The following is a 24,862-nucleotide window of genomic DNA, read 5'->3' on the forward strand; positions in this document are numbered from 1 at the left end:
ACCACCTTGCGCAACAACAACGGCTGGCGACAATCGCCGCATGCCCGACCACGCCGCCTTCCGCACCCTGTTTGCCGACCTCAAAGCCGAGATGCAAAAAGCCATCGTCGGCTACGATGAACTCCTGAGTGACGTGCTGGTGGCCATCTTCTCCGGCGGACACGTGCTGCTCGAAGGCGTTCCCGGGCTCGGCAAGACCTATCTCGTGCGCACGCTGTCTCAGGTCGTCGGTCTCGAGCCGGGACGTGTGCAATGCACGCCGGATTTGATGCCGGCGGACATTCTGGGCACGCATATCGTCGGGGAGGACGAAAAGGGCCACCGCACGCTTCGCTACGAAAAAGGACCGGTGTTCAAGAACCTGTTGCTGGTCGATGAAATCAATCGTGCCACTCCGAAGACCCAGGCTGCTCTCCTCGAAGTCATGCAGGAACGCTGTGTCACCACAGGAGGGGAACGACATCCCGTCCCGGAGCCATTTTTGGTGCTCGCGACGCAGAACCCGATGGAAATGGAGGGCACCTACCCGCTGCCCGAGGCGCAGCTCGACCGCTTCATGTTCAAGATCAAGGTGCCGTTTCCCGATCTCGATTCACTCGTCGAAATCTCCCGGCGCACGACAGGTTTTAAAGAACCGCAGCTGGCGACCATGACCGACGGAGCAAAGCTGATCGAATGGCAGCAGACGCTGGCGCAGATGCCCGTGGCTGATCCCGTGGCCCACTACGCTTCGCGTCTGGTCCTGAGCAGCCATCCGGAGCAGCCCGATGCGCTTCCTGAGGTGAAGCGCTATGTGTCTTACGGGGCGAGTCCTCGTGGATTGCAGGCGTTGATTCGTGGCGCTCGTGTTTGGGCCGCGATTCAGGGAGCTACGGCCGTCTCCACCGACGACATCCGAGCCATCGCCCACGTCTCACTTCGCCACCGCATCATTCTCAACTTCGAAGGCGAGGCCGGGCAGATCAAGGTGGACGACATCATCACCAAACTGCTCGACCAGGTGAAAACTCCGGCGCAGCAGGCGGCATAACCTTGGCGGGTCCGCTCCAATGCCTCACTCACTCGAACGCGAAGATTTATTCGACGCCTCCTTTTTGGACCGGCTTCGTGTTCTGGCTCTGCGGTTGAGAAAACGTCGGCAATTGATGCGGCGCGGGGCACAGTCAACCCCGGCGACCGGATTCACGCGTGAGTTCAAGGACTACCGTCACTACACGCCGCGTGAGGATTACCGCGCGATCGACTGGCGGCTCTATGCCCGCCTCGACAAGCTCTTCGTGCGTCTCTACGAGGAGACGCAGGAACTCAATCTGCACATCCTCATCGACACCAGCGCGTCCATGGCACAGCCTTTTCCGGAGAAGCGGCGGCAGGCGTTGCGCTTCGCCGTGGCGCTGGCGTATCTGGCACTCAGTGCGCAGCAGCGTGTGAGCATCTATTCCATGAGCGAAACCGTGCATCAGGAGCTGCCTCCGTTGCGCGGACAGGGGAACATCGAAAAGGTCATTCAGGCCGTCACGAAGCTGAAGTTTGATGGCATCACCAACATGAAGCGCTGCTTTGAGGAGTTCCGTCCCAGCAAGCAGCGCTTCGGGGTCATCTTCCTCATCAGTGACTTTTTCGGTCACGAGATCGGCAGTGCCACCGAGGCGGTCTCCCGTGTCTCTGCATGGCCAGGCGAGAATCATTTCCTCCAGATCGTGCATCCCGAGGAGCGTGAGCCTGAAATCGAAGGCGAGCTCGAACTGACCGAGGTCGAGACCGGTGAGCGCCGCCGTTTCTGGCTCACCAAACGCGACGTGCAGCGCTACATCGAGACCTTCGACGCCTTTGCCGAAAACCTCGCTCGCGAGTGTGCCGGTCATCGCATCGACTTTATGCAGGTGAGCAGCGAAGAGGCGTTCGAGGAGCGCTTTCTTGATCTGCTTGTGCGAGGGTCCGCTCTTGCGGGCGGAGTGTGATCTGTCTTGCTTTTACTGTGATGAACTGGCCTGTGATCAAAGCTGTCGGACTCCTGGTGGGATCGAATGTCTTCATGACCTTCGCGTGGTATGCGCATTTGCGCGATTTGAAGGCGAAGCCGTGGTTCATCGCCGCGCTGGTGAGCTGGGGCATCGCGTTTTTTGAATACCTGCTGCAGGTGCCGGCCAACCGCATCGGCAGCGCGGCACTGAGCCTGCCGCAGCTCAAGATCATCCAGGAAGTCATCACGCTGTCGGTGTTCGTGCCGTTTGCGCTGTTTTACATGAAGCAGCCGCTCAAGTGGGACTATCTCTGGGCCGGCTTGTGCATGGGCGGGGCGGTGTATTTCATTTTCCGCAAATGAACCGCTTCACGGAGAGCTTTTTGGGTGAACGGCTCGGCGATCTCGGATCATGGACCGTTCGCTTGCTGAGCTTTGGCCTCTGCAGGCCCAATCCCGAGTCGTGGGAGGCGATCGGTATCGGTTTTGGAGTGCTGACGAGCCTGGCAGTTTGCTGGGGATTGTGGGGGAAATGAGGACGCAACTTGTTCACATATTCACATTTTGAATTGTGAAGATGTTTAACAAAGGTTAAATAACCCATTATTCCCATGTCCACCGCGAACCTGCGCAGACATCTTCATGAGACCCGAAACCGCCCCGCCGGGATCAACAACCGGCGGGACGTCCACAGGGACCGCTTCCTTCTCCTCGCCAAGCGCTGGATTGGGGGCGCTGTGCTCGCTCCGGCCTGTCTGGTGACGGCGGTCACCCTGATCATGATGCTCTGGCGGGCTGTTACACGCATGGACTTCCTGCGCTCCGAGGAGTTCGTCTTTTTCAGCTTCGGCGGGGTGTTGTGGGCGGCGGCGTATTTGTCCGGCCTGCGGCCGGTGACGGCCTATGTGTTTGGCCACGAATTCAGTCATCTGGTCACAGCACGCCTGTTCGGCGGACACATCTTCGATTGGAAGGTCAGCGCGCAGGGGGGCTATGTGGAGACCGATAAATCGAATACATGGATCACCCTGGCCCCCTACTTGATCCCGTTTTACACGCTGATCATCATGGTTGTTTTCGGCATTGTCGGTCTGGCGCTGGACATGCAGCAGCCTCACGCGGTGTCGATTGGGAGCTGGACGGTGCATCTCAAGCCCATGCGCATTCTATACGCGCTCGTTGGGTTGACCTGGTGCTTCCATGCCACCTACACGGTGAAAACCGTTCTGGCCGAGCAGGGGGACCTCAAGCGCAACGGCGAGTTCTTCTCCATGATGCTGATCTTCCTGATCAATGCCTTCTTGCTGATCGCCTTGTTCTTGGCGGCGTCACCTTCGCCAGGGCTCGGATTTGCCGAGGTGGCCCGCTGCTGGTGGTCGGTTGCCTCTGGCATCGTGAGGTGGCTTTGGAACCTGGTGTTCTAGAGCTGTGGCTGGACTTTGTCCGCTTTTGAGTCAAAGGACCACGGCATGTCCGACGATCCCGACGTCCTGTCCGTCACCCAACTGACCCGCGAGATCCGCGAGGTGCTGGAAGGGCATATCGGCAGCGTGTGGGTCGAGGGCGAGATCAGCAATCATCGCCTGCAATCCTCAGGGCATCAGTATTTCACGCTCAAGGATGCCGGGGCGCAGCTTTCCTGTGTGATGTTCCGCGGAGCCGCCGCCCGCAACTCGGCGCGTGTTCAGGACGGTGCTCTCATGCAGGTGCATGGCGAGATCAGCGTGTATGAGCCGCGCGGTCAGTATCAGATGGTCGTCAAGCAAGTGCAGGCAAAGGGCAAAGGCTCGCTGCAGGAGCGGTTCGAGGCGCTGAAAAGAAAGCTGTATGACGAAGGGCTCTTTGATGAGGCCAACAAACGTCCCATTCCGCGTTTTCCATGCGTCGTTGCATTGGTGACGTCACCCACCGGCGCGGCGATCCAGGACATGCTGAACATCCTCACAAGGCGTGCTCCCTGGGTGCGTGTGCTCGTGTTTCCCGTGCGCGTGCAAGGGCAGGGGGCGGAACGGGAAATCGTGCATGCGCTGGAGGTGCTCGGTGATGCCGAGGCACACGGTCTTCCGGCGCCGGACACGATTGTCGTAGGACGCGGCGGCGGCAGTTTGGAGGATCTGTGGTGCTTCAATGAAGAAGTTCTCGCCCGTGCCATTGCCGCCTGCCCGATTCCGGTCATCTCCGCCGTCGGTCATGAAATCGATTTCACCATCGCGGATTTTGTCGCCGATCTTCGCGCACCCACGCCCAGTGCTGCCGCGGAACTCCTCGCACCCGACAGTGCCGAGCTGCAGCGGCACTTCGACAGCATTGCCCGAACGCTGAAGGCGCGCGTCGGCACGCTGCTGGAGCATCATCAGCATGTCATCGAACTCACCTCCAAGGGGCCGCTGCGACATGCGCCAGAGCGTCTGCTGCAACAGGCGGAGCAGAACATCGATGAACACGAAGCTCATTTGCGCGAATCTTTGCGCGAGCAGTTGCAGTCGTGGACGGACGACCTCATGCGGAAGCAGCAGGTGCTTGCCGCTCATCATCCACGGGTTCAGCTCAGTGAGGCCGTGCATCGGACCGAAACGTGCGCTCATCGGCTCCAGCAGGGACTGATTCACCGGCTTGACCGACTCTCCGATCGATTGAACTCACGCGGCGAATTGCTCAAGCACATCGGTCCCGGGGCCGTGCTCGCCCGTGGCTTTTCGTTCACTACGAACGCGGACGGACGTGTGCTCAAAGATGCAGACGAAGTGAAGGAAGGGGACGAATTGATCACCCGCCTGGCGCAGGGCTCCGTGCGAAGCGTTGCGAAGGCTTAACGGGAAGAATCGGGGTGCTGGGACCGTAGTTGAGGACATGCTTTCACGCCGCTCCATACTCCATCGCTCCGCCTACGGCATTGGTGGCATCGCTTTGGCCACGTTGCTGAAGGAGCAGAATCTTCTCGCCAATCCGGAGCAGTCAGGACCCCGGCACTTTGATCTCAAACCGAAGGCTCCCCACGGCTTTGGTCAGGCCAAGGCGATGATCTCCATGTTCATGCAGGGCGGGCCAAGCCACATGGACCTGTTCGATCCGAAGCCCGAACTCACCCGCTACGATGGCAAGGATTTCCCAGGAGAGGTGAAGTACGATGACGCCGCCGGTGCCAGCCGTGAGTGTCTGGGCAGTCCTTGGCAGTTTAAGAAACACGGGCAATGCGGAACGGAAGTCAGCGAACTGCTGCCGCACTTCGCCGGAATCGTCGATGACGTTACGCTTATCCGTTCCATGCACACGGGCGTGAACAACCACGGCCAGTCGATCTACGCTTTGCTCAATGGTCAGGTCACAGGTGGACGTCCTACGTTGGGAAGCTGGCTCACTTATGGTCTTGGCTCGGAGAATCAGGATCTGCCCGCCTACGTCGCGCTCACGGACCCACGCGGACTGCCGGTGCTCGGTGTGGACAACTGGAGCAACGGCTGGCTGCCCTCGCTGTATCAAGGCACGGTTATCCGCCCCAAGGAACCCCGTATTCCGAACCTGGATGCGCCGCTCAGCCTCAAAGGCGACGCACAGGCCCGCTATCTCAATTTCGTTCAGCGTTTGAACAAGGAGCATCTTGAAGCCCGTCCAGGCGAAGCCGATCTCGAGGCACGCATTCAAAGTTTTGAACTCGCCGCCCGCATGCAGACCGCCGCGAAGGAGGCGCTCGACATCGATCAGGAGAGCGCTGCCACCAAGAAGCTCTACGGCTTGGACAATCCGGCCGCCGCCGAATTTGGCACGCGCTGTCTCATTGCCCGCCGACTCGTTGAGCGTGGGGTGCGCTGCGTGTCGCTTTTCACAGGCAATCAGACCTGGGACAATCATCAAAACATCCGCACCGCGCTTCCTGCCGCATGCACCTATGTCGATCAAGGAGCCGCCGCTCTTGTCATTGACTTGAAGCAACGCGGTCTGCTTGACACCACGATTGTGCATTGGGGCGGTGAGATGGGCCGTCTGCCCGTCATTCAGAATCGCTCAGGTTCCAAGGACCGCAGCACTGTCGGTCGCGATCACAACACCTACGGCTTCAGCATGTGGGTGGCCGGTGGCGGCTTCAAAGCCGGTCACGTGCACGGAGCGACCGACGACTTCGGTCACCATGCCGTGAAGGATGTGGTCAATCACTTCGACTACCACGCCACGCTGCTGCATCTCTTTGGCCTCGATGCCAAGAAGCTCAGCTACAAACGCAACGGCACCGAACAAGTGCTTGTGGACAATCCGCAGGCCCGGGTGGTGAGCGAAGTTCTGGCCTGAGGCGGTTCGGGACTCACTGGCAAGTCGATTTGCCCCCCCCAGTTCCGGTTGGGTTGAGGCGGTGGGAGGGGGGGGCATCTCACGAACACTCGTTCCAACCTTACAGGCTTGTAATGCGCCAGCAAGACTGCGGCCATGCTCGGATGGTCTGTGTTCCGTGGAAATCATTCCACGCAGGCTTCAACTGAACCCAAAACAACAAGACCATGAAAACTTCATCATCCAAAAAAACCTTCTGGAGGCGCACGGCCATCTTTGGTGGCGTCTGCCTCATGGCCGTCTCGCTGGCGGCCTACACCTCCGCCAAGGATTCCAAGGCGGATCCGCTGCACATTCAGGTCAGTGACACTCCGGTCTCTGCTGCGGCCGCGGGTTTCCCCAGTTTCTCTCCCATCATCAAGTCCGTCTCTCCCAGCGTCGTGAAAGTCGCTGTTTCGAGTGAAGCCAAAATCAGCCGCATGGAGATGCCCAACATGCCAAATCTCCGGCGGTTCTTTGGCCCAGGCTTCCAGATGCCCAATGAGTGGCAACAGCGCCGCATGCCGCGTCAGGAAGGCGTGGGCTCCGGCGTTATTGTGACAAAGGACGGCTACATCCTGACCAACAATCACGTGGTGGACAACGCCAGTGAGATCAAAGTCAGCATGATCGACGGCCGCGAATTCGACGGCAAGGTCATCGGTCGTGACCCGAAAACCGATGTCGCGGTGATCAAAATCGACGCGAAGGATCTGCCCGCGATTACCTTTGCCGACAGCGACAAAATCGAGGTTGGCGACATGGTTCTCGCCGTGGGGCATCCGTTTGGCATCGGCCAGACCGTGACCACTGGCATCGTCAGCGCCAAGGGCCGCGCCACACTGGGACTCGACTATGAGGACTTCATCCAGACCGACGCAGCCATCAATCCGGGCAACTCCGGTGGTGCGCTGGTCGATGTTCAGGGCCGTCTGATCGGCATGAACACGGCCATCTTGAGCCACAGCGGTGGCAACCAGGGCATCGGTTTCGCGGTGCCGACAAACCTTGCCCGCTGGGTGATGGAAAGCCTCGTAAATAATGGACGCGTGGAGCGTGGCTTCCTCGGTGTAAACATCCAGGACCTCACCCCGCAACTGGCCAAGCAGTTCAAAGCAAACGACGCCCATGGTGCCCTTGTGGCCGGTGTGACTCCTGACAGCCCGGCGGAAAAGGCCGGGGTAAAGAGCGGTGATGTGATCACCGAGTTCAATGGCAAGCCTGTCACAGACAGCCGTCATTTGAAGCTGCAGGTTGGCATCACGGTGCCCGGCGCTGCCGTCCCGATGACGGTGCTACGCGATGGCAAGAGCATGAACCTGAGCGTCACTGTCAAAGAACTGCCCGGCGAAAAACTGGCCGAAAACATGCCAGCTGCGAACAAGGCGGACGACGCCCTTCACGGCGTGGGCGTGTCAGATCTCGACCAGGCCACTCGCGAGCAGCTCAAAGTACCCTCGCAGATCAAGGGCGCGGTGGTGACCCAGGTGGAGGAAGATTCAGCCGCCTATGAAGCCGGTCTTCGCGAAGGCGATGTTATCACCGAGATCAACCATCAGCCGATCAAAAACGCCGAACAGGCCACGGCCGTGTGCGAAAAACCCGCGAACAAGGTCTCGCTGGTGAAGATTTGGAGCCACGGTGGCAGCCGCTTCGTCGTGGTCGATGAAAGCAAGGCGGGCTGATCCCGCTCGTTTCCACGCCCGCCCTGTCGTTGCCAAAACGGCAGGGCGGGCCTTTGTTTGGACAAGGCTGCGTTCCGCGGCCATTCGTGTTTCCCACCTCCATGCGCATTTTAGTGATCGAAGATGACAGCAAGATCGCCTCGTTCATTGTGAACGGGCTGAAGCAGAACGGCTTCGGTGTCGACTCAGCTTCCGATGGCGAGCACGGCCTCGATCTAGCCTGCACCGTGACCTACGACTGCATCGTCCTCGATTTGATGCTGCCGAAACTCGACGGGATTTCACTGCTGAAGCAGTTGCGCCGTGAGAAGATTCACACGCCAGTCCTCATTCTCAGCGCCAAGGCGACCGTGGATGATCGCGTGAAGGGGCTGCAAGCTGGTGGAGATGACTACCTGACCAAGCCCTTTGCGTTCTCCGAACTGCTCGCCCGCGTGCATGCGCTGATCCGCCGCGCCACCCATGTGGTCGAACCAACGACGCTCACGGCGACTGGCATCACACTCGATCTGCTCTCGCGTGAAATGACGCGGGAAGGGCGCAAGATCGAGCTGCAAACTCGCGAATTCGCCCTGTTGGAGCTGCTCATGCGCCATCCGGGCCGTGTCGTTACCAAGACGATGATCTTGGAGCATGTGTGGGATTACAGCTTCGATCCTCAGACCAATGTCGTGGACGTCCTCGTGCATCGCCTCCGGGCGAAGGTGGACAAGGACTTCGACGTGAAACTCATTCACACCATCCGCGGCGTCGGCTATGTCCTCAAACCCGTTTAAGACTTGGGGGCGCAGCTTCGCTCTGAAGCTCACGTTGGGATACGCGTCGATCTTCACGCTGAGCGCGGTTGTACTCTTTGGCCTTCTTTATGTCCTGCTTGCTTCCGCTTTGGAGCGAAAAGATCGCGAAGTGATCGAAGCACGTTTGAAGGAATGTGCCGCTGTGTATGCCAATGGCGGCCTGCCCGCGCTGCGAAATCTGGTGGAGCGCAACAGCACCGACGCGGACAAATCGAAATCCTTTTTCGTTCGTGTGACCGGCAATCTCGGCAGCGTGCTGTTTGTCAATGTGCCCAACGAGTGGCTGAAGGTGGACACCAGCACTCTTCAGTTGCAAAACGATTCGAACCGCCCCAACTGGCTGCGCATTCCCAAAGATGACGAACGCGATCTCACCGTCGCCACAGCGCGCTTGTCCGACGGATCCATCCTGCAGGTAGGACGCAGCACGAACAGCCGGGAAACTGTGCTTCAGCCCTTTCGCTTGAACTTCCTGCTGGTGATGACACCGACGCTGCTGCTGGCCGTTTTGGGCGGCGCCTACTTTGCCCATCGTGCCACCAAACCCGTTCGTGAAGTCGTGGCCACTGCCCGAACCATCTCGGACACCGGCGACTTTTCCGCACGTGTCACCGCCCGCGCCAGCCAGGCCGAGTTGGAGGAGCTCGCCACCGAGTTCAACCGCCTGCTCGACAAGAACCAGTCGCTCATTCAGGGCATGCGTCATGCGCTCGACAACGTCGCCCATGATCTGCGCACGCCGCTTACCCGCCTTCGCGGCACCGCAGAGAGCGCCGTGCAGACAACCCCTGATCCCGTCGCTCGGGAGGCGCTTGCCGACTGCGTCGAAGAATCCGATCGGGTGCTCACCATGCTCAAGGCGCTCATGGACATCAGCGAGGCTGAAGCTGGCATGATGAAACTCAATCGCGAGCTGACCTCCATCCCTGCCTTGCTCAACGAAGTGACCGAACTCTACGAACTCATCAGCGAGGAGAAGCACATCACCATCACGACTTCCTTCACGGGAGAATGCAAAGCCTCAGTGGATCCCACCCGTCTGAGGCAGGCCTTCGCCAACCTGCTCGACAACGCACTCAAGTACACTCCCAATGGCGGACGGGTTCTGCTTTCTTGCAGTTCGGAATCGAACACCGTCATTGTTTGTGTCCGCGACACCGGCATGGGAATTCCCGCCGCCGACCAGCCGCGTATTTGGGAGCGTCTCTATCGTGGCGACAAAAGCCGCACCCAGCGGGGCCTGGGCCTGGGCCTGAGTCTGGTCAAAGCGATCGTCGAAGCCCACCAAGGCAGTGTGACGGTGACGAGTAAAGCAGGTCAGGGCGCGGAATTCACCATCACGATTCCACAGATTCCGATGGGGACTTAAATCTTCGAGTCGAAGATGGTGCGCGGTACAGGGTTCGAACCAAAAAGGAAATCTGGTTCTTCAAGGAACTGAGGATGTCAGGACACAACAGCGGACACGCGACGCTTTTTATACATCGGATAATGCAGATTTAGCTCTGATTGTCCAGTCCTGGCCGCAATTGTCCGCGCCTGTCCGTGCTGGGGTGATGGCCTTGGTGAGGTCGCAAACAAACGGCGCATGAAAACCGACCGCTAAAAATTTGCGGCGGTGTCTCCGGCTCTGCGCCGTCGCATTTCACACAGGGGCCGGATTCACAAAACACAAAACAAAAATAGTATGCGTGCAAACGTACAAGTCATCAGCGAACGGCTCGATTCGTTCACCGGCAAACGCGGCAAAGTCACCAACAAGGTGCTGTCACTGCTGGACCTCGATCCTGAGAAACCGTTCCTAAACACCTTCGATTACACGATGAGCGAAGAGGAGGCCGAGAAGCATTCCGGCAAGGTCCAGGGCAAAAAGATCGAGCTGGCGATCACCAATATGGAACCGGCCTTTGGCGGCCGTCTCCGTGCGCGTGGTGCGATCATGAAAGTCATCGCCGCCTAATGCGCCATGGAAAGCCCGGACATTCATAAGCTGCGCCTGATCGACTGGCAGTTCTTTGGAACGCTCACGTTTAAGAGTGAACGTCTTCCCGAACGAGTTCGATTGTCCGTCTACTTCGCCATGATGCGAAAAGTAGCGAAGCAGTTCCGGGTTTTCTTCCCTCATCTCCTCTGGTGCCTGCGTCTCGAAAGCGGCGAGGCCACCGGACGGAGACATTTTCACTACCTTCTGGCAGGACTTCCCCGGCAGGCGGTCACGATTTCGACATGCTTCCAACAAATGGCGACCTGGGAACAGGTTGGAGGAGGCATGGCGCGTGTCCACCGGTTCGACCCGCGACTAAACGGTGCGGGTTATCTCCTCAAATGCCTCGGCGATGGTGCCGACGCTGGCGACCTCTACGAGAGCGCCAAGTTTGGGGGAGGTCACTGCCAACTCATGCTCTCGAACGCTGCTGAGAAAGTGATCCAGCGGCGTTCCATGCGGGAGAGAGACGTTTAGCACACGGAACCCAAAATCCTGGGCGTGTGAAAGTCAAAGCGGGTTCCTGCGGAGGGGACGGCGATGGCGCGCGGAGCGCGCCGCGCCGCACCCCTCCGCAGGTCGCTTGAAGACTCACTATGCCCGGATGTCTGGATCTCCGGGGGAACAAACACCAGACAACGCTCTTTTGACCCGAAAGAGAGCCATCAGCAACGCCCCCTAATTACAGCGAAGCGTTAGGGGGTGATGATGAGGGCGTCGCTTTCACCAGCGCCTACGAGTTGCGCCCTCCGGGCGATCATCGTGGATGCCAGCACGGAAGGCTGATTGCATGGAGCGCACGGAACGGGAGAGCCATGCAGGCTGCCTTTGGTGCTGCACTATTGAGTGGTGGCAGGGGAGCAAGCTGGCCTGAATGGCAAGAGCGGGGCGAATGATGCAGGAGGCAAGGAGGGCGCAATCATCGCCGGGAGCGACAGCCATCAGGTGGGCTTGCTCGCGGGGGGAGAGCGGAGCACGGGGCGTTACGGGGTGTCCCCGTTGGAAGGGGTAGCAGCGCACGAAGTAGCTGCGAGGGGAAGGCTTTCCCCCACCCGAGCATTGAAGGGGCATCACTTTTAAAGTAAAACAAGCCAACACCTTAAACTTACCATTCAATGAATGCCGTTCAAAAAAGTAGTGCCATCCCGCACGATGAGGTTTGGTTGGAACGTCTGCGTGATCCTCAAAGAGCTGAATTCGCGCTTAACCTTGCGCTCAAGGAATTCAAAAAGGATCGCGACATGGACAGTCTGCTCGATGTGCTGCGCCTTGTGATCAAGGCTCAGGAGGGGTGATGCGTGAGGTTCGCGGAGGACGCGAGACGAACGGCTGGCAAAGTTCATTGAGTGCAATTCCTTGCCTCGGCGTCCATCCCTCGCTTTGATCGGTCGCATTCATGACGAAAGAACAGTTCAAACAGCTCGAAAAAGACCTGTGGCTCACGGCGGAAAGGTTATGGGCGTTGTCTGGCCTCAAACCCAGCGAGTACTCCTCTCCCGTGCTGGGCATCATCTTCCTGCGCTTTGCGGACAACAACTACCGCCGCCATGAGGCGGAGGTTCTGGCCGAGTTTGAGAAGAAGAAAGGCACACGCGTCGAACGTTCCATTGAGGACATCGCAGTGGAAAAATGCGGTTTTTACCTGCCGGAGAAAGCCCGCTACGACTACCTGCTCAACCTGCCGGGATCGGCGGACGTGGCGAAGGCGATCAAGGAGGCGATGAAGCTCATCGAAAAGCACAAGCCGGAGCTGGAAGGCGTGCTGCCAGCCAATGACTACGCCGTGTTCAACCGTACGGAGGAAGCGAAACAGATTCCCAACCAGCTCCTCCGCAGCTTTGCCAACATTGATGTCACCGCCGGGCGGGATCTGTTCGGCCAGATTTATGAGTACTTTCTTGGCAAATTCGCCAGCAGCGAGGGGCAGAAGGGCGGCGAGTTCTTCACGCCGCGCACGGTGGTGCGGCTCATGGTAGAGATGATCGAGCCGCATGGCGGACGCGTGTTTGATCCGGCCTGCGGTTCCGGCGGCATGTTTGTGCAGTCGGCTCACTTCATCGAGGAGCATAGGCAGAGCCTCAAAGGCGGACAGGCGGATGTGTTCGTTTGCGGGCAGGAGAAGACACGGCAGACGGTGAACCTTGCCAAGATGAATCTGGCTGTGAACGGTCTGCGTGGTGAGATCAAGGAGGCCAATGCTTACTCTGACGATCCCTTCAATAGCTTCGGCCAGTTTGACTACATCCTCGCCAATCCGCCCTTCAACGTGGACGAGGTGCCCATCAAAACCGTCGAGAAAGACCCGCGCTTCAACACCTACGGCCTGCCGCGCAACAAGAGCAAGGTCAAGAAGGAGAATGCGGGCAAGGAGACCGTGCCGAATGCGAACTACCTGTGGATCAGCCTCTTCGCCACCAGCCTGAAGGACGAAGGCCGCGCCGCGCTGGTCATGGCAAATTCCGCCTCCGACGCCCGCCACTCGGAGGCCGACATCCGGCGCAAGCTCATCGAGAAGAATCTCATCTACGGCATGCTCACGCTGCCCTCGAACATGTTCTACACTGTCACCCTGCCGGCCACGCTGTGGTTCTTCGACAAGGGCAAGACAGATGACAAAATCCTCTTCATCGACGCCCGGAACATCTTCACGCCCATCGACCGCGTGCATCGGGAGTTCTCGGAAGAGCAGGTGCAAAACATCGCCATCATCAACCGCTTGCATAAAGGCCAGCGGGCGGAGTTCACCCAGCTCATCGACCGCTACTTCACCCAGGGCATGGAGCGTCTCATCGAAAACGCTGCCCAGGTGCAGCCCGTCTCCGCGCAGTTGCTCGAAGTGCTCGACGATGCCGATGGCAAGGCCGCGGTGAAGGACTTGGTCAAGCAATGGGCCGGGCTGGAGAAGCTGCGGAAACGCTACGACGAGCATCAGGAACGCCACGCCGCCTCCGCGAATGTGGACCTGGAGAACAAGGCCCAGCACCGGCTCCGTGAAGCCTTCGATCCCTTCTTCACCGCCCTGCATGACGGCCTGCGGCATCTGGACAAGATCGTCCGTCAGCATGAAAAGGCCCAGGCGGATGCCGCCAAGGCCGAGGGCAAGCGTGGCAGCACGGACAAGAAGACCAAGGCGCTCAAAACCGCCCTCGAAGCCCTGCACGTTGAGGTGAAGGAAGCCGAGAGCTTCTTCCAGCACATCGCTTGGCTCCAGGAGCGGTTCCCGAAGGCGGAATACGAAGATGTCACCGGCCTGTGCAAGCTCGCCACGCCCGCCGAGGTGGCGGAGCAGGACTGGTCGCTCAACCCCGGCCGCTACGTCGGCGTCGTCATCGAGGAGGATGGGAAAACGGAGGAGGAGTTCACAGAAGGTCTCGTTGCACTCGATTCCGAACTCTCGTCGCTAGCCTCCAAAGCGGCGGACCTACAGCGTGTGATCGAAGCGAACGTCAAAGCACTCACCGCATGAGCAAGTATGACTGGGATCAAGTTCCATTCGAAGACATTCTCGCGGACAGCAAGGATGGCGAGTGGGGCATTGGCGAAGAGGCAGGATCGCACACCGCCTGCTGGATGATTCGTGGTACTGACTTTGCAGGTATCAATGATCCATCGACGGAACTACCGCTTCGGTGGATTCCAGATCACCTGATGGAACGAAAGCGGCTTCAGCCTGGCGATGTTGTTTTTGAGATGGCTGGTGGCACAGCCAAGCAATCGACTGGCAGGAGCGCTTTGGTTAGCCACGCCTTCTTTGAATCGCGCAAGGAGCATCCCGTTTTGTGCGCGAGCTTCTGTCGCCATCTCCGACTGAAGCCGGAATATCATTCGTCGTTCATCTACTACCTGCTCCAGACGCTCTATCGGGCTGGTTACATGGGTGTGTTTAACATCCAGCACACAGGCGTTTCGAGGTTCCAATACACGGCGTTCAAGAAGAAGACGGTTCTAACGATCCCCAAGGAGCCCGTCCAAAAGAAGATCGCCGCGATCCTGACGGCTTACGATGACCTGATCGAGGTTAACCAGCGGCGGATCGCGGCGCTGGAGACAATGGCGGAGGAACTCTACCGCGAATGGTTCGTGCGCCTCCGCTTCCCCGGCCATGCGAAGGTGAAGCTCGTGAAGGGCGTGCCGGAGGGGTGGGAGCGAGGTTCGGTATCGTGTTACACGAGTTATCTTCGCCGCGGAGTGGCTCCCGTTTATGACGACAATGGTGATGGATTAGCGATCAATCAGAAGTGCATTCGCGGTGGCAAATTGAACTTGAAGGAGGCGCGAAAACAGTCACGGGATGCTTCAGAAGACAGATATGTTCGAGTCGGTGACGTGCTCGTGAACTCCACCGGTGAAGGCACGCTGGGACGCGTTGCTCAAGTCCTGTCTCCCATCAACCGAGCCATCGTTGATTCACATGTCACGATCGTTCGTCCGAAGGATGAGGTGCCCGTGCACTACTTTGGAATGACGCTACGAGGATGGGAACCGCATCTCAGTATCATGGGGCAAGGTTCAACCAATCAGACTGAATTATCACCATCCATCATCGGCAGACTTTCCATGTTGATGCCGCCGCAAAAACTCAGCGAGCGCTTTGAAGAGATTGTTTCCCCCATTTTCAAGCAATCAGAGCTTCTTCGTCTTGAGAACGACTCCCTCCGCCAAACCCGCGACCTGCTGCTGCCGCGCCTGATCTCCGGGAAGCTGCGGGTGGAGGCGATGGACATCCAGTTCCCGCCGGGGATGGCAGAGCCGTAGTTGGGGTGGCGTAGATAGAATTTGCCAATGTTCACGAAATAGGTGATGTTCACGACAACGTGAACATGGACAAAATCGTGAACAAAGGTTTGCGCTCTGCGAGTGCCTTGGAAAAAGCGCTGGGGGAGCAAATTCAGCGGCTGCTGCGGGGCATCTCCTGGCTGGAGGGAGTGAAAGCGCATCACAACCCGGCACCGTTCCATCGGGCATTCGACTGGCTGGTGGAGTTCAAGGTGCCCGGAGGGCCGACGGTCGAGCTATGGATTGACTGCCGGGCCGAGCCGCGTCCGGCCCAGTTCCCCTACGTGTCCATGGAGCGTGAATTTGAACAGCAGAAGACCAAGCTCATACGCAGGCGGGTCTTTGCTGCACCGAACCTGTCTCCCCGCATGAGGGAAATCTGCGAAACGCATGGCTGGGCCTGGTATGATCTGGCGGGGAACTGCCGCATTACCGTGCCCGGTGTGATCCATCTGGAACGGATAGGAAATGCCCCCGTCCGCCGGCCCCAGAAACCGGGAGCCAACCTGAGCACCCGCGAAGCCGGGCGTGTGATCCGCGCACTGCTGACGCCGTTTTATGCAGGGCATCGGTGGACACAGCACTTAATCAGACAGCAAATTGAGCTGCATGGCAGTCCAAAGGTTAGCGTGGGATTGGTGAACAAGGTAGTGCGCCATCTTCTTGATGAAGCTTTCATCGAGCCGCTGGAGGATCGTGGCTTCCGGTTGGCCGACCCGCTGAAACTCCTTTTCGCGTGGCGCGATGCCTATCGCTTCGATCAGCATCAACGGCGCGGATACTTCACCCTGCTGCAAGGACGACAGCTCCGTGATGCACTGGCATCGCTGGACGCCTTTACAGGAGGCTTTGCGGCGTATGCGTCTTTCTCCGCGGCAGATTTCCAAGCACCGCATGTGCGGCAACCGAAGACTTGGCTTTACGTGGCGAGTCATGAGCTGGAGCGGTTCGCCGAGACAGTGAAGGCAAAGCCGGTGGACTCCGGCGAGAACTTGGTCGTGCTCGTGCCGGCGGACGATGGTGTCTTCTTTCATCCTGACGGCGGAAACTCCAATGAGCATCACCTGCGCTGTACGAATCTGGTGCAAACCTATGTGGACCTTTGGCACAGTAGCGGTCGGGGGCAGGAAGCCGCGGAAGCTTTGCTCAACCAACGTCTTATTCCCATCTGGAAAGCCGCAGGCCTGAAAATATGAAACCCGAACCACGACAACGAGAAGACTACAGTGAGCGGCAGATTCAAGCCGCGCACCGCGTCCTGGTGGACCTGGGGCAGGTCCTGGCGTCGTTCAAAGACAGCCTCGTGATCGTGGGCGGCTGGACGCCAGACCTGCTGCTCCCGGATGCTGCTGAGCCGCACATTGGCAGCATCGACGTGGATCTCGCACTGGACGCGGCGAAGCTCGGCGAGGGGCAGTACGCTCAATTGATCAAGCTGCTACTGGACACGAAACGCTACCAAAAGGGAGAGAAAGACTTCCAACTCGTGGTGGAGGTGGATTTGAAGGACGGCGAAAAGCCTGTGATTGTCGAGGTGGATTTCCTCGCTGCTCAAGATGTGAAAATGAAAAAGAACAAGCCGAAACTGCTGGAAGGCTTCCGGGTGTTGAAAGCTGAGGGGTGCAACGTGGCCTTCAATGCGCCGGAGGACATCACGATTCCCGGACAGAATGTGCAGGGTGCCAAGAATACGGTACATATGCGAGTAGTCTCGCTAGCTGACTTCGTTCTGATGAAGGCGCACGCTATCGGTGGACGGGACAAACCGAAGGATGTCTATGATCTGTGCTACGCTCTGACAGAATATCCCGGAGGGATCGAAACACTCGCGGCGGACTGGAACAAACGCCTCGCCAACAAGGACGTGGCAAAAGCCATCGCGATACTTGATGAGAAATTCCCAGCCGTGGATGCTTTTGGACCGCAGCAGTTGGTGGAGTTTCACGACTCGGACAACCAAGAGGAGCGAGACATGCAAGCCCGCAGGGCCTTTGAACTGGTTCAAAGCCTTCTTGGCTTGCTCGCCAAGAAATAAGTCGCCACAGTGACCTCAACTTCGTCTCAATGCCGAATTTCCTCTCCGAAGACCAGATCGAACAGGCGCTTCTTCAGAAGCTGCAGTTTGAGCATGGGTTCGAGGTGCTGAACTGCCACACCGAGGATGCTGCGGCGCTGAACGACGGATCCAACCGCACGGACAAGCGGGACGTCATCCTGCTTGACCGTGTGCGTGAAGCGGCGGCGAGATTGAATCCGGACACCCCTGTCGAAGTAATCGAACGTGCGCTGGAGACGCTAACGGACCGACGGCTGGCTATGTCACTGATCGCTGCGAATCGCGATCTGGACGGCCTGATCCGCGATGGAATCCCGGCGACATGGGAAGATGCAAACGGCGAGCGGCACGATGATCCAGTGAGGCTGATCGACTTCAAAAGCCGTGAGAATAACGACTGGCTGGCAGTGTCCCAGCTCTGGATCAGCGGTAAGAAGGGCTATCGGCGTCCAGATGTGTTGGTCTATGTGAACGGTCTGCCGCTGGTGTTCATCGAGCTGAAGAACAGCAACGTGAAACTCAAGACGGCTTACGACGACAACCTGACCAATTACCGCGAGGAAATTCCGCAGCTCTTCCTGACAAACGCTTTTTGCGTGCTTTCCAACGCCATCGAGACACGAGTGGGCAGTCTGAGCGCGGAATGGGAGCACTTCTTCCAATGGCTGCGCGTGGATGATGAAAAAGAGAAGATCGACCGGGACGAGATTCGCGAGAAGGGCACCAGCCTTGAGCGTGTCATTAATGGCCTGCTGAAACCTGAACGGCTGCTGGATTACTGCGAAAACTTCATCCTCTACTATCGCGAGAAGCAGAAGATCATTGCACAGAACCATCAGTTCATCGGGGTGAGCCGGGCCTATGAGAATTTCCTGAAGCGTGAGGAGCTGGAAGGCAGGCTGGGTGTCTTCTGGCATACACAGGGCAGCGGCAAGAGCTTCTCGATGATCTTTTATGCGCGGAAGGTCTTCCGTCAGGCGGTAGGTAACTTCACCTTTGTCATTGTGACGGATCGCGAGGACTTGGACGGCCAGATTTACGGCAACTTTCTGGACACGGGAACGGTCTCCAAAGCAGATGCGGCCCGCCCCAAAGACAGCGAAGAGATGCGGAAGTTCCTGGGACAGCAGAAACGCATGGTCTTCACGCTGATTCAAAAGTTCCGTTATGAGCAGGGTCAGGAGTATCCGCTGTTGACGGATCGCCATGATGTGATCGTCATTGTGGACGAGGCGCACCGGACCCAATACAAGAACTTGGCGGAGAACATGCGGGCGGGATTGAAGCACGCGAGCTTTCTAGCCTTCACCGGAACACCGCTGCTGGGCCGTGACCGCAAGACAAGCAAGTGGTTCGGTGAATACGTTTCGGAATACAACTTCCAGCAGAGCATGGACGATGGCGCCACGGTGCCGCTTTTTTACCAGAAGCGCGTGCCTGAGATGCAGATCCAGAATGAGGATTTGAGCGACGATTTTTACGATCTGCTGGAAGACACGACGCTGGATGAAGCACAGAAAGCCAAGCTGGAGGACCGTTTCTCAAGTGAACTGGAGGTGATCAAACGTGACGACCGCCTCGACAAGATCGCGGAGGACATCGTGCTGCATTTTCCGCAACGTGGCTACTTGGGGAAAGGTGTGGTCATCAGCGTGGACAAGTTTACAGCCGTGAAGATGTTCGAGAAGGTGGAGGATCTCTGGAAGAAGGAGATCAAGAAGCTGACCGGAGATGCCTCCGATAAACTGCGCTCTGTATCCGAACGAGCCGTGCTGAAACGGAGGCTGGACTGGATGAAGCGGGTGGACATGGCCGTGGTGGTGAGTCAGGAGAACGGCGAGGAGGAGAAATTCGCCAAGGAGAAGCTGGACATCACCCGTCACCGCAAACGCATGGAGCGGGTGGACGAGCACGGCCACGACATCGAGTTCAACTTCAAAGACCCGGAGCATCCGCTTCAGCTCGTGTTTGTCTGCGCCATGTGGCTGACGGGTTTCGACGCTCCAACGGTGTCCACACTCTACCTCGACAAACCGCAGAAGGATCACACGCTGATGCAGACCATCGCCCGTGCCAATCGGGTAACCTCATGGAAGATCGACGGCGTGGAGAAAAAGAACGGGGAGATCATCGACTACTATGGGGTCTTCCGAAACATGAAGAAGGCGCTCAAGGACTACGCGCAGGGCGAACAGGGGGAGAAACCGCCGGTGCAGAAGAAAGACCAGCTCTTCAAACTGCTGGAGGATGCGATTCAACAAGGGCTGCTGTTCTGTCGCACCAAAGGCGTGCTGCTCGATGGGTTGTTGGAGAGCAAGGATGTTTTCAAGCAAGTGGGCGAGTTTGAGCGTTTCGCCGATTTGCTGATGAGCAAGGATGAGTGGCGCAAAGGCTTTGCGGTGCACGAGAACACAATCACCGGCCTCTATGAAGCCTGCAAACCGGAGATTCTCGGGAAACCTGTGGTTCGCAAGGTGGCTGTCTTCCAATACCTGCGCGGCGTGATTGATGCACTGATCCAGCAAGCCGATGTGGAAGAGGTCAGTCGCAAAATTGGCGAGCTACTGGACGCCAGCGTTGTGGTGGACCCTGATCACCAAGCGATTGCCGAGGAGCAAAAAGCCAAGGAGACTTTCAAGATCATCCAGCGCGGAAAGGTCTGGGATTTGAGCAAGGTGGACTTTGAGAAGCTGCAAAAGGACTTCAAAGAGGCGACCTATAAAAACATCGAGATAGCAGACCTGCGTTCCTTCCTGGACAAGAAGATGGAGCAGATGCTGAAACAGAACGCCACGCGCAAAGACTTCGCTCAGCGTCTTCAGGAGATCATTAACAACTACAACGCGGGCGGCTCGTCGAACGAGAAATACTTCGAGGAGCTGGTGAAGTATGCCAAGGACCTCCGCGACGAGGAACAACGTCATGTCCGCGAGGGGCTGAGCGACGAAGAACTCGAAATCTTCGACCTGCTGAAGAAGGACAAGATGACCAAGGAGGAAGAAACCAAGGTCAAACTGGCTGCCAAGGCTCTCTTGGAACGTCTCAAAGACGGCGAGCCGAAGGTGCTGGTCCATGGAGCTTTCCAAAACGCGCAATCGACCCTCAAGGTGGAGTCAGCTGTGGAGGAGGTACTCAACACCCATCTGCCAGACAGCTATGACCGGGTACTTTTCAAAGCGAAGTGTCGCGATGTGCTGGGTCTTGTGCAGGAATATGTGACCCAAGGCGTGAAGTGGGCAGCGTGAACGAAAGATGGACGTCGGGAAGCCGATGGGGGACAGGTCCATTGTAAACAATGTAAACTTTAAGAATATAGGTTGCTAAGTGCGGCCCGAGTGTTAATATTGTAAATAATGGAAGAATCGCTAACAAATATCGGCCTACAGCTGTCAACCTTCTCCAAGGAGGAGGCGGAATACTCTGCTCGTGGGGTCTTAACGGAACTGTTCCCGTTTATCGTCGAAGCCTCGAGGCGGATGAGCACCCGTGCGATTAGCCGGTGGTTGTCTGAATTTCATGGCGTGAAATTGAGCGCCGTATCAATCGCCAAAGCGTTGAGGAATCCAGAGCGCTATTGGGATGACTACCTCGAAATGTTGGAGCCGTTTGCACGTCGGGTCGAGGAGGCGACGGATGTGACGGTGGAGGATTTGCTCTCCAACACCGATCTGTTTCACGCCATCGACTCAGATCCGGAGAATTTCTTTAAGGGGCTGACAACACCCGAGCAGTATCACGAAGATCTCGGCGAGATGACGCATGCATTGTCTGAGGTGAGCAAACGCTGGTATTGCCTGGAGGAAAGCACACGCACGAAAGCAAGTGCTGCACTCCACCGCCTTGTCTCGGATGGCGGCGAAGAGTCACAACCAGAAGAGTCTTAGATCAGCAAATTCTCAAAAGGGGAGATCAAAGTACATGAACGAAGAACGACTCATCAATTTCAAGGAGGTAGCGCAGATGCTCGGCGAAATCTCCATCCGATCCATACGGCGGGTAATCGCGAAAGGCGAACTGCCTCAACCCATCAGAGTGTTGAGCGTTCCAACTCTGCCGCTCTCGGAAGTCCAAGCCTACATCGAAAGAAAGAAGAACGAACGAGGAGGAAACAAGCAATGATTGCGATGATCTACAAAAGGAAGCGTCGTATTAATGGCGTCGTCAAAGAAGCAAAGACATATACCGCGAGGATTCGTCTCCATAAGGATGATCCAATGCATGAGGTGCCGTTGAACACCAGTGACAAGCAAATCGCTCAGCAACGTCTCGCCGAAATGGTGCGCGAGATGGAAATGGAGAAGGCAGGAATGCTGCCACCCAAGTCCATTCGAGAGGCATCCAAGAAGCCGCTGAAAGAGCATCTGAACTACCATCTCGATCTCCAGGAGTCTCGCAATGTGTGCGCTGGTCATATCTTCCAAATTCGGAGTCAGATGCTCAGGCTGTTCGAGGCCTGTGGATGGAAGACTTTGAAAGACATCACCGCCAGCGGTTTCGAAAGCTGGCGTGCCAAAACACATCTTTCCGCGAAGACGAAGAACAACTATCTGCACTGCCTTTCGTGTTTCATGAAGGACATGGAGCAGGATGGCCGGATCATGGTCAATGAGGTGCGGCGGATTCGTCCGGTGAAGACAGCAGGCAAGGAAACTTTTGAGCGAGGTGCGCTTTCACCGATGCAGTTCGACAAGCTTGTCAGCGTGTCAGGGGAACGAGCGATTGTTTACTTGACGGCCGGTTTGACGGGGCTTCGCAAGAACGAACTGCGACTGGTCGAAGTGCGTGATTTGAATCTCGATGCAATCGAGCCCTATATACGAGCCAGGGCCAGCACGACAAAGAACAGCAAAGAGGCATTCATTCCACTCACGCGAAAACTTGCGGGACGGATCAAAGAGATTGTTCCAGCCAATGCACGGCCGCAAGACCGCGTCTTTGAAAGCAGGATCTCCGACATGCCTACCTATTACAAGGATTTGGAGGCTGCAGGGATTCCGAGCATCACCCGTGAGGGCAAGCGCATCGACTTTCATTCACTGCGGAAGACCTTCGGGACCTTGCTGGCGCTGGCCGGTGTTCCGCCGCAAATCGCACAGCGTCTCATGCGCCACAGCGATCCCAAGCTTACCTGCAATATCTACACCGATGCAGGACTGCTGCCGATCAATGAGACGATTCACAAGCTGGGAAGCCTGATGGAAGAGTGGACTCACAAGTGGACACAAATGGACACACAAAAACTAGTCCCGGATGGTCACTCGCTGTCCGCCTCTGTCCACGCCGGATCAGCAGATGGATCGAAGCAAGTCCCTGGAAGTGAGGCAGTTGAGGCAGCCTTCGTCCTCATGAGTCCATCCCTGTCCAATGTTGTCGGATGGTGCGCGGTACAGGGTTCGAACCTGTGACCCCTACCATGTCAAGGTAATGCTCTACCACTGAGCTAACCGCGCGAGTCCGGGGGCGCAGTGTATAAACGGCTTGAGCCGTTTCGGCAAACGGTTTTTGCCGTCCGATTTAGCCGTTGTTGACCTGTTTGCGCACGGTTTGACCTTGGTTCATCAAATCGTCGCGTTCGAGGCCCGTCAGCCGGGTGATCGAGCGCAGGAGCCAGAGCAGCAGGGCCAGCGTGACACCCATGAGCGGAAGGCCGATAACGAGAAATCCGCTCCAGTTCAGGCGGCCAATGGCCTTCGTGTATTCCTGGCTTCCAGGAGCCTTGTCGCTCAGCAGGTAAAGAGCGAGGGCGAAGTTGGCCGCAGCGGAGAACATGAATGTGCCCGCCATGCCCCATGAGGCGCGTTTGAGCAGCCCGGCAAATTCGTGATGCTTCTCCGGCGTGTCGAGCGCCTGATGCAGTGCTGGGAGATTGATGACCTGGGGATTGAGCAGCATTTCATTCACCAGCGGTTTGCCCCAGCGGTGGCTGAGTGGGAAGGCGATGCCGAGGAAGATTGGAAAGGACGCTTCTTTGACCGCAAACCAAGTGGCGTTCAGGTTCAGCAGCCCCAGCCCACCTGTGACAATGACGGCGATCAATCCAAGCACGGAGAAGAAGTTTAGCCCGCGCTTGTTGATGAAGCACCAGATGCCAAACCCCAGCGGCAGCAGCAGAGCCACAACAAGCGCCCAGGCCGGTCCCAGCCGTTCGGGCGTGCTCAGCTTTTCGAGCGCGATGGAGGGCAGAATGACGGTGAGTCCGAGGTCGAGCAGGGGATGGGGCTGTTTTTGGGTCACGCGGGGAATGTGGAATGACGAATGATGAATGTCGAATGACGAATCCGACCTCGACTCTTGCTTCCGCCTTCCGCTGCGATATTTCTACCCATGGTCGCCACCGCCGCCCCCAGCCTTACCGAAGAAATCCTCCGCCTCAAAAAGGAACGCAACGCCGTCATCCTCGCGCACAACTACCAGGATCGTGCCATTCAGGAGATTGCGGATTTCGTTGGAGACTCCCTCGGCCTGGCTTACAAAGCAAAAGAGACTGAGGCCGATGTGATCGTCTTCTGCGGTGTGCATTTCATGGCTGAGACGGCCAAAATCGTGAATCCTGGGAAGATCGTGGTGCTGCCCGATGCGAATGCCGGCTGCTCGCTCGAACAGAGCTGCCCCGGACCGCAGCTTGAGGCCTTTCTCAAGGCGAACGCGGCCAAGAACTACTACGTGATCGCCTACATCAATTGCAGCGGTCACGTGAAGGCTCTCAGTGACTGCATCTGCACCAGTGGAAACGCTGACAAGATCGTTGAAGCCGCGCCCAAGGATCGTCCGATTCTCTTTGTGCCGGATCAAAACCTCGGCTCTTGGGTGATGGAGCGCACGGGCCGCAAGATGGACTTGTGGAAAGGGGCCTGCTACGTCCACGTCGAGTTCACACGGGACAGCATTCAGAAGATCAAAGACGAACATCCTGATGCCAAGGTTGTCGCGCATCCCGAATGCACCTACGCCGTGCGCATTCTCGCTGATGAGGTCTGCAGCACCGAGAAGATGGTGGGTTACTGCCGCAACAGTCCTGCGAGCACCTTCATCATCGTGACGGAAAGCGGCATGTTGCATCGCCTGGAGCGTGAAGTGCCCGGCAAGAAGTTCATTCCGGGCCCGACAGGCCACTGCGCTTGCGCCGACTGCCGCTACATGAAGCTTAACACCCTCCAAAAGCTGCACGACTGCCTGCGTGATCTCACGCCGCAGGTCGAGATGCCGGAAGAGTTGCGCAAGCAGGCGGAGAAACCGATTCTGCGCATGCTCGAGCTAAGCCGGTAGCCCCGAATTCTCCTGCAAGGCTTGTTTTCCTTC

The 24,862-nt window shown here is 57.7% G+C and carries 22 protein-coding genes and 1 tRNA gene; 21 read left to right on the forward strand and 2 right to left on the reverse strand.

Translation table 11 applies throughout. From position 1 onward, the window contains the following. Positions 1-40 precede the first annotated feature (40 nt). The 20 genes from KDL09_RS07590 (at position 41) to KDL09_RS07685 (ending at position 22,968) form a co-directional block, all read left to right on the forward strand. Entirely contained in the window at positions 41-1,030 is a 990-nt protein-coding gene (locus KDL09_RS07590) for a MoxR family ATPase (RefSeq protein ID WP_294383380.1), read from the forward strand. 19 nt (positions 1,031-1,049) lie between these two features. Further along, positions 1,050-1,961 carry a DUF58 domain-containing protein gene (locus tag KDL09_RS07595; protein WP_294383382.1) on the forward strand — a complete coding sequence of 304 codons (912 nt, stop codon included), beginning with the start codon at positions 1,050-1,052 and terminating at the stop codon, positions 1,959-1,961. Positions 1,962-1,981: 20 nt separating this feature from the next. Then, positions 1,982-2,326, forward strand: a complete 345-nt coding sequence (locus KDL09_RS07600) for a DMT family protein (protein ID WP_294383384.1) — start codon at positions 1,982-1,984, stop codon at positions 2,324-2,326. A 248-nt stretch (positions 2,327-2,574) separates the two neighbouring features. After that, the gene (locus KDL09_RS07605; protein ID WP_294383391.1) at positions 2,575-3,387 is read left to right on the forward strand and encodes a hypothetical protein; all 813 of its coding nucleotides are present in this window, start codon (positions 2,575-2,577) and stop codon (positions 3,385-3,387) included. A 45-nt stretch (positions 3,388-3,432) separates the two neighbouring features. Then, positions 3,433-4,776 (forward strand): exodeoxyribonuclease VII large subunit, encoded by a 1,344-nt coding sequence (gene xseA / locus KDL09_RS07610; protein WP_294383393.1) that lies wholly within the window; start codon positions 3,433-3,435, stop codon positions 4,774-4,776. A gap of 37 nt (positions 4,777-4,813) precedes the next feature. Further along, on the forward strand, positions 4,814-6,247 hold the full coding sequence (locus tag KDL09_RS07615; protein WP_294383395.1) for a DUF1501 domain-containing protein: 1,434 nt from the start codon (positions 4,814-4,816) through the stop codon (positions 6,245-6,247). Between the two features lie 206 nt (positions 6,248-6,453). Then, on the forward strand, positions 6,454-7,950 hold the full coding sequence (locus KDL09_RS07620; protein ID WP_294383398.1) for a DegQ family serine endoprotease: 1,497 nt from the start codon (positions 6,454-6,456) through the stop codon (positions 7,948-7,950). 101 nt (positions 7,951-8,051) lie between these two features. After that, positions 8,052-8,726, forward strand: coding sequence for a response regulator transcription factor (locus KDL09_RS07625; RefSeq protein WP_294383401.1), 675 nt, complete (start codon positions 8,052-8,054; stop codon positions 8,724-8,726). Continuing rightward, positions 8,707-10,116, forward strand: a complete 1,410-nt coding sequence (locus KDL09_RS07630) for a HAMP domain-containing sensor histidine kinase (RefSeq protein ID WP_294383403.1) — start codon at positions 8,707-8,709, stop codon at positions 10,114-10,116. The genes KDL09_RS07625 and KDL09_RS07630 overlap by 20 nt, the downstream gene beginning before the upstream one ends. A gap of 318 nt (positions 10,117-10,434) precedes the next feature. Beyond that, positions 10,435-10,707, forward strand: a complete 273-nt coding sequence (locus KDL09_RS07635; protein WP_294383404.1) for a hypothetical protein — start codon at positions 10,435-10,437, stop codon at positions 10,705-10,707. Positions 10,708-10,713: 6 nt separating this feature from the next. Then, positions 10,714-11,208 (forward strand): hypothetical protein, encoded by a 495-nt coding sequence (locus tag KDL09_RS07640; RefSeq protein WP_294383406.1) that lies wholly within the window; start codon positions 10,714-10,716, stop codon positions 11,206-11,208. Positions 11,209-11,846: 638 nt separating this feature from the next. Then, a complete protein-coding gene (locus KDL09_RS07645) occupies positions 11,847-12,026 on the forward strand; it encodes a hypothetical protein (protein WP_294383409.1) in 180 nt (59 codons plus the stop codon). 101 nt (positions 12,027-12,127) lie between these two features. Continuing rightward, positions 12,128-14,197: a class I SAM-dependent DNA methyltransferase gene (locus KDL09_RS07650; protein WP_294383412.1), complete on the forward strand. Its 2,070-nt coding sequence runs from the start codon at positions 12,128-12,130 to the stop codon at positions 14,195-14,197. Beyond that, positions 14,194-15,486, forward strand: coding sequence for a restriction endonuclease subunit S (locus KDL09_RS07655; protein ID WP_294383415.1), 1,293 nt, complete (start codon positions 14,194-14,196; stop codon positions 15,484-15,486). Before KDL09_RS07650 ends, KDL09_RS07655 begins: the two co-directional genes overlap by 4 nt. A gap of 65 nt (positions 15,487-15,551) precedes the next feature. Next, entirely contained in the window at positions 15,552-16,703 is a 1,152-nt protein-coding gene (locus KDL09_RS07660; protein WP_294383418.1) for a type IV toxin-antitoxin system AbiEi family antitoxin, read from the forward strand. Beyond that, positions 16,700-17,542: a nucleotidyl transferase AbiEii/AbiGii toxin family protein gene (locus tag KDL09_RS07665; protein ID WP_294383421.1), complete on the forward strand. Its 843-nt coding sequence runs from the start codon at positions 16,700-16,702 to the stop codon at positions 17,540-17,542. The genes KDL09_RS07660 and KDL09_RS07665 overlap by 4 nt, the downstream gene beginning before the upstream one ends. A gap of 29 nt (positions 17,543-17,571) precedes the next feature. After that, positions 17,572-20,808: a type I restriction endonuclease subunit R gene (locus tag KDL09_RS07670; RefSeq protein ID WP_294383431.1), complete on the forward strand. Its 3,237-nt coding sequence runs from the start codon at positions 17,572-17,574 to the stop codon at positions 20,806-20,808. A 108-nt stretch (positions 20,809-20,916) separates the two neighbouring features. After that, positions 20,917-21,447 (forward strand): hypothetical protein, encoded by a 531-nt coding sequence (locus KDL09_RS07675; protein WP_294383435.1) that lies wholly within the window; start codon positions 20,917-20,919, stop codon positions 21,445-21,447. Positions 21,448-21,481: 34 nt separating this feature from the next. Further along, a complete protein-coding gene (locus KDL09_RS07680) occupies positions 21,482-21,682 on the forward strand; it encodes a hypothetical protein (RefSeq protein WP_294383437.1) in 201 nt (66 codons plus the stop codon). A gap of 5 nt (positions 21,683-21,687) precedes the next feature. After that, on the forward strand, positions 21,688-22,968 hold the full coding sequence (locus KDL09_RS07685) for a site-specific integrase (protein ID WP_294383438.1): 1,281 nt from the start codon (positions 21,688-21,690) through the stop codon (positions 22,966-22,968). On the opposite strand, the gene KDL09_RS07690 is transcribed toward KDL09_RS07685, so the two are convergent. Then, positions 22,939-23,013 (reverse strand) — tRNA-Val (locus KDL09_RS07690). The genes KDL09_RS07685 and KDL09_RS07690 overlap by 30 nt on opposite strands. A 64-nt stretch (positions 23,014-23,077) precedes the next feature. Next, positions 23,078-23,797 carry a VC0807 family protein gene (locus KDL09_RS07695; RefSeq protein WP_294383441.1) on the reverse strand — a complete coding sequence of 240 codons (720 nt, stop codon included), beginning with the start codon at positions 23,795-23,797 and terminating at the stop codon, positions 23,078-23,080. A gap of 90 nt (positions 23,798-23,887) precedes the next feature. Here KDL09_RS07695 and nadA point away from each other — a divergent pair, with 90 nt between their 5' ends. After that, positions 23,888-24,829, forward strand: a complete 942-nt coding sequence (gene nadA / locus KDL09_RS07700) for a quinolinate synthase NadA (protein WP_294383444.1) — start codon at positions 23,888-23,890, stop codon at positions 24,827-24,829. The last annotated feature ends 33 nt before the right edge of the window (positions 24,830-24,862 follow it).

The sequence above is a fragment of the Prosthecobacter sp. genome, assembly GCF_020439865.1.
Classification (GTDB): Bacteria; Verrucomicrobiota; Verrucomicrobiia; order Verrucomicrobiales; family Verrucomicrobiaceae; genus Prosthecobacter.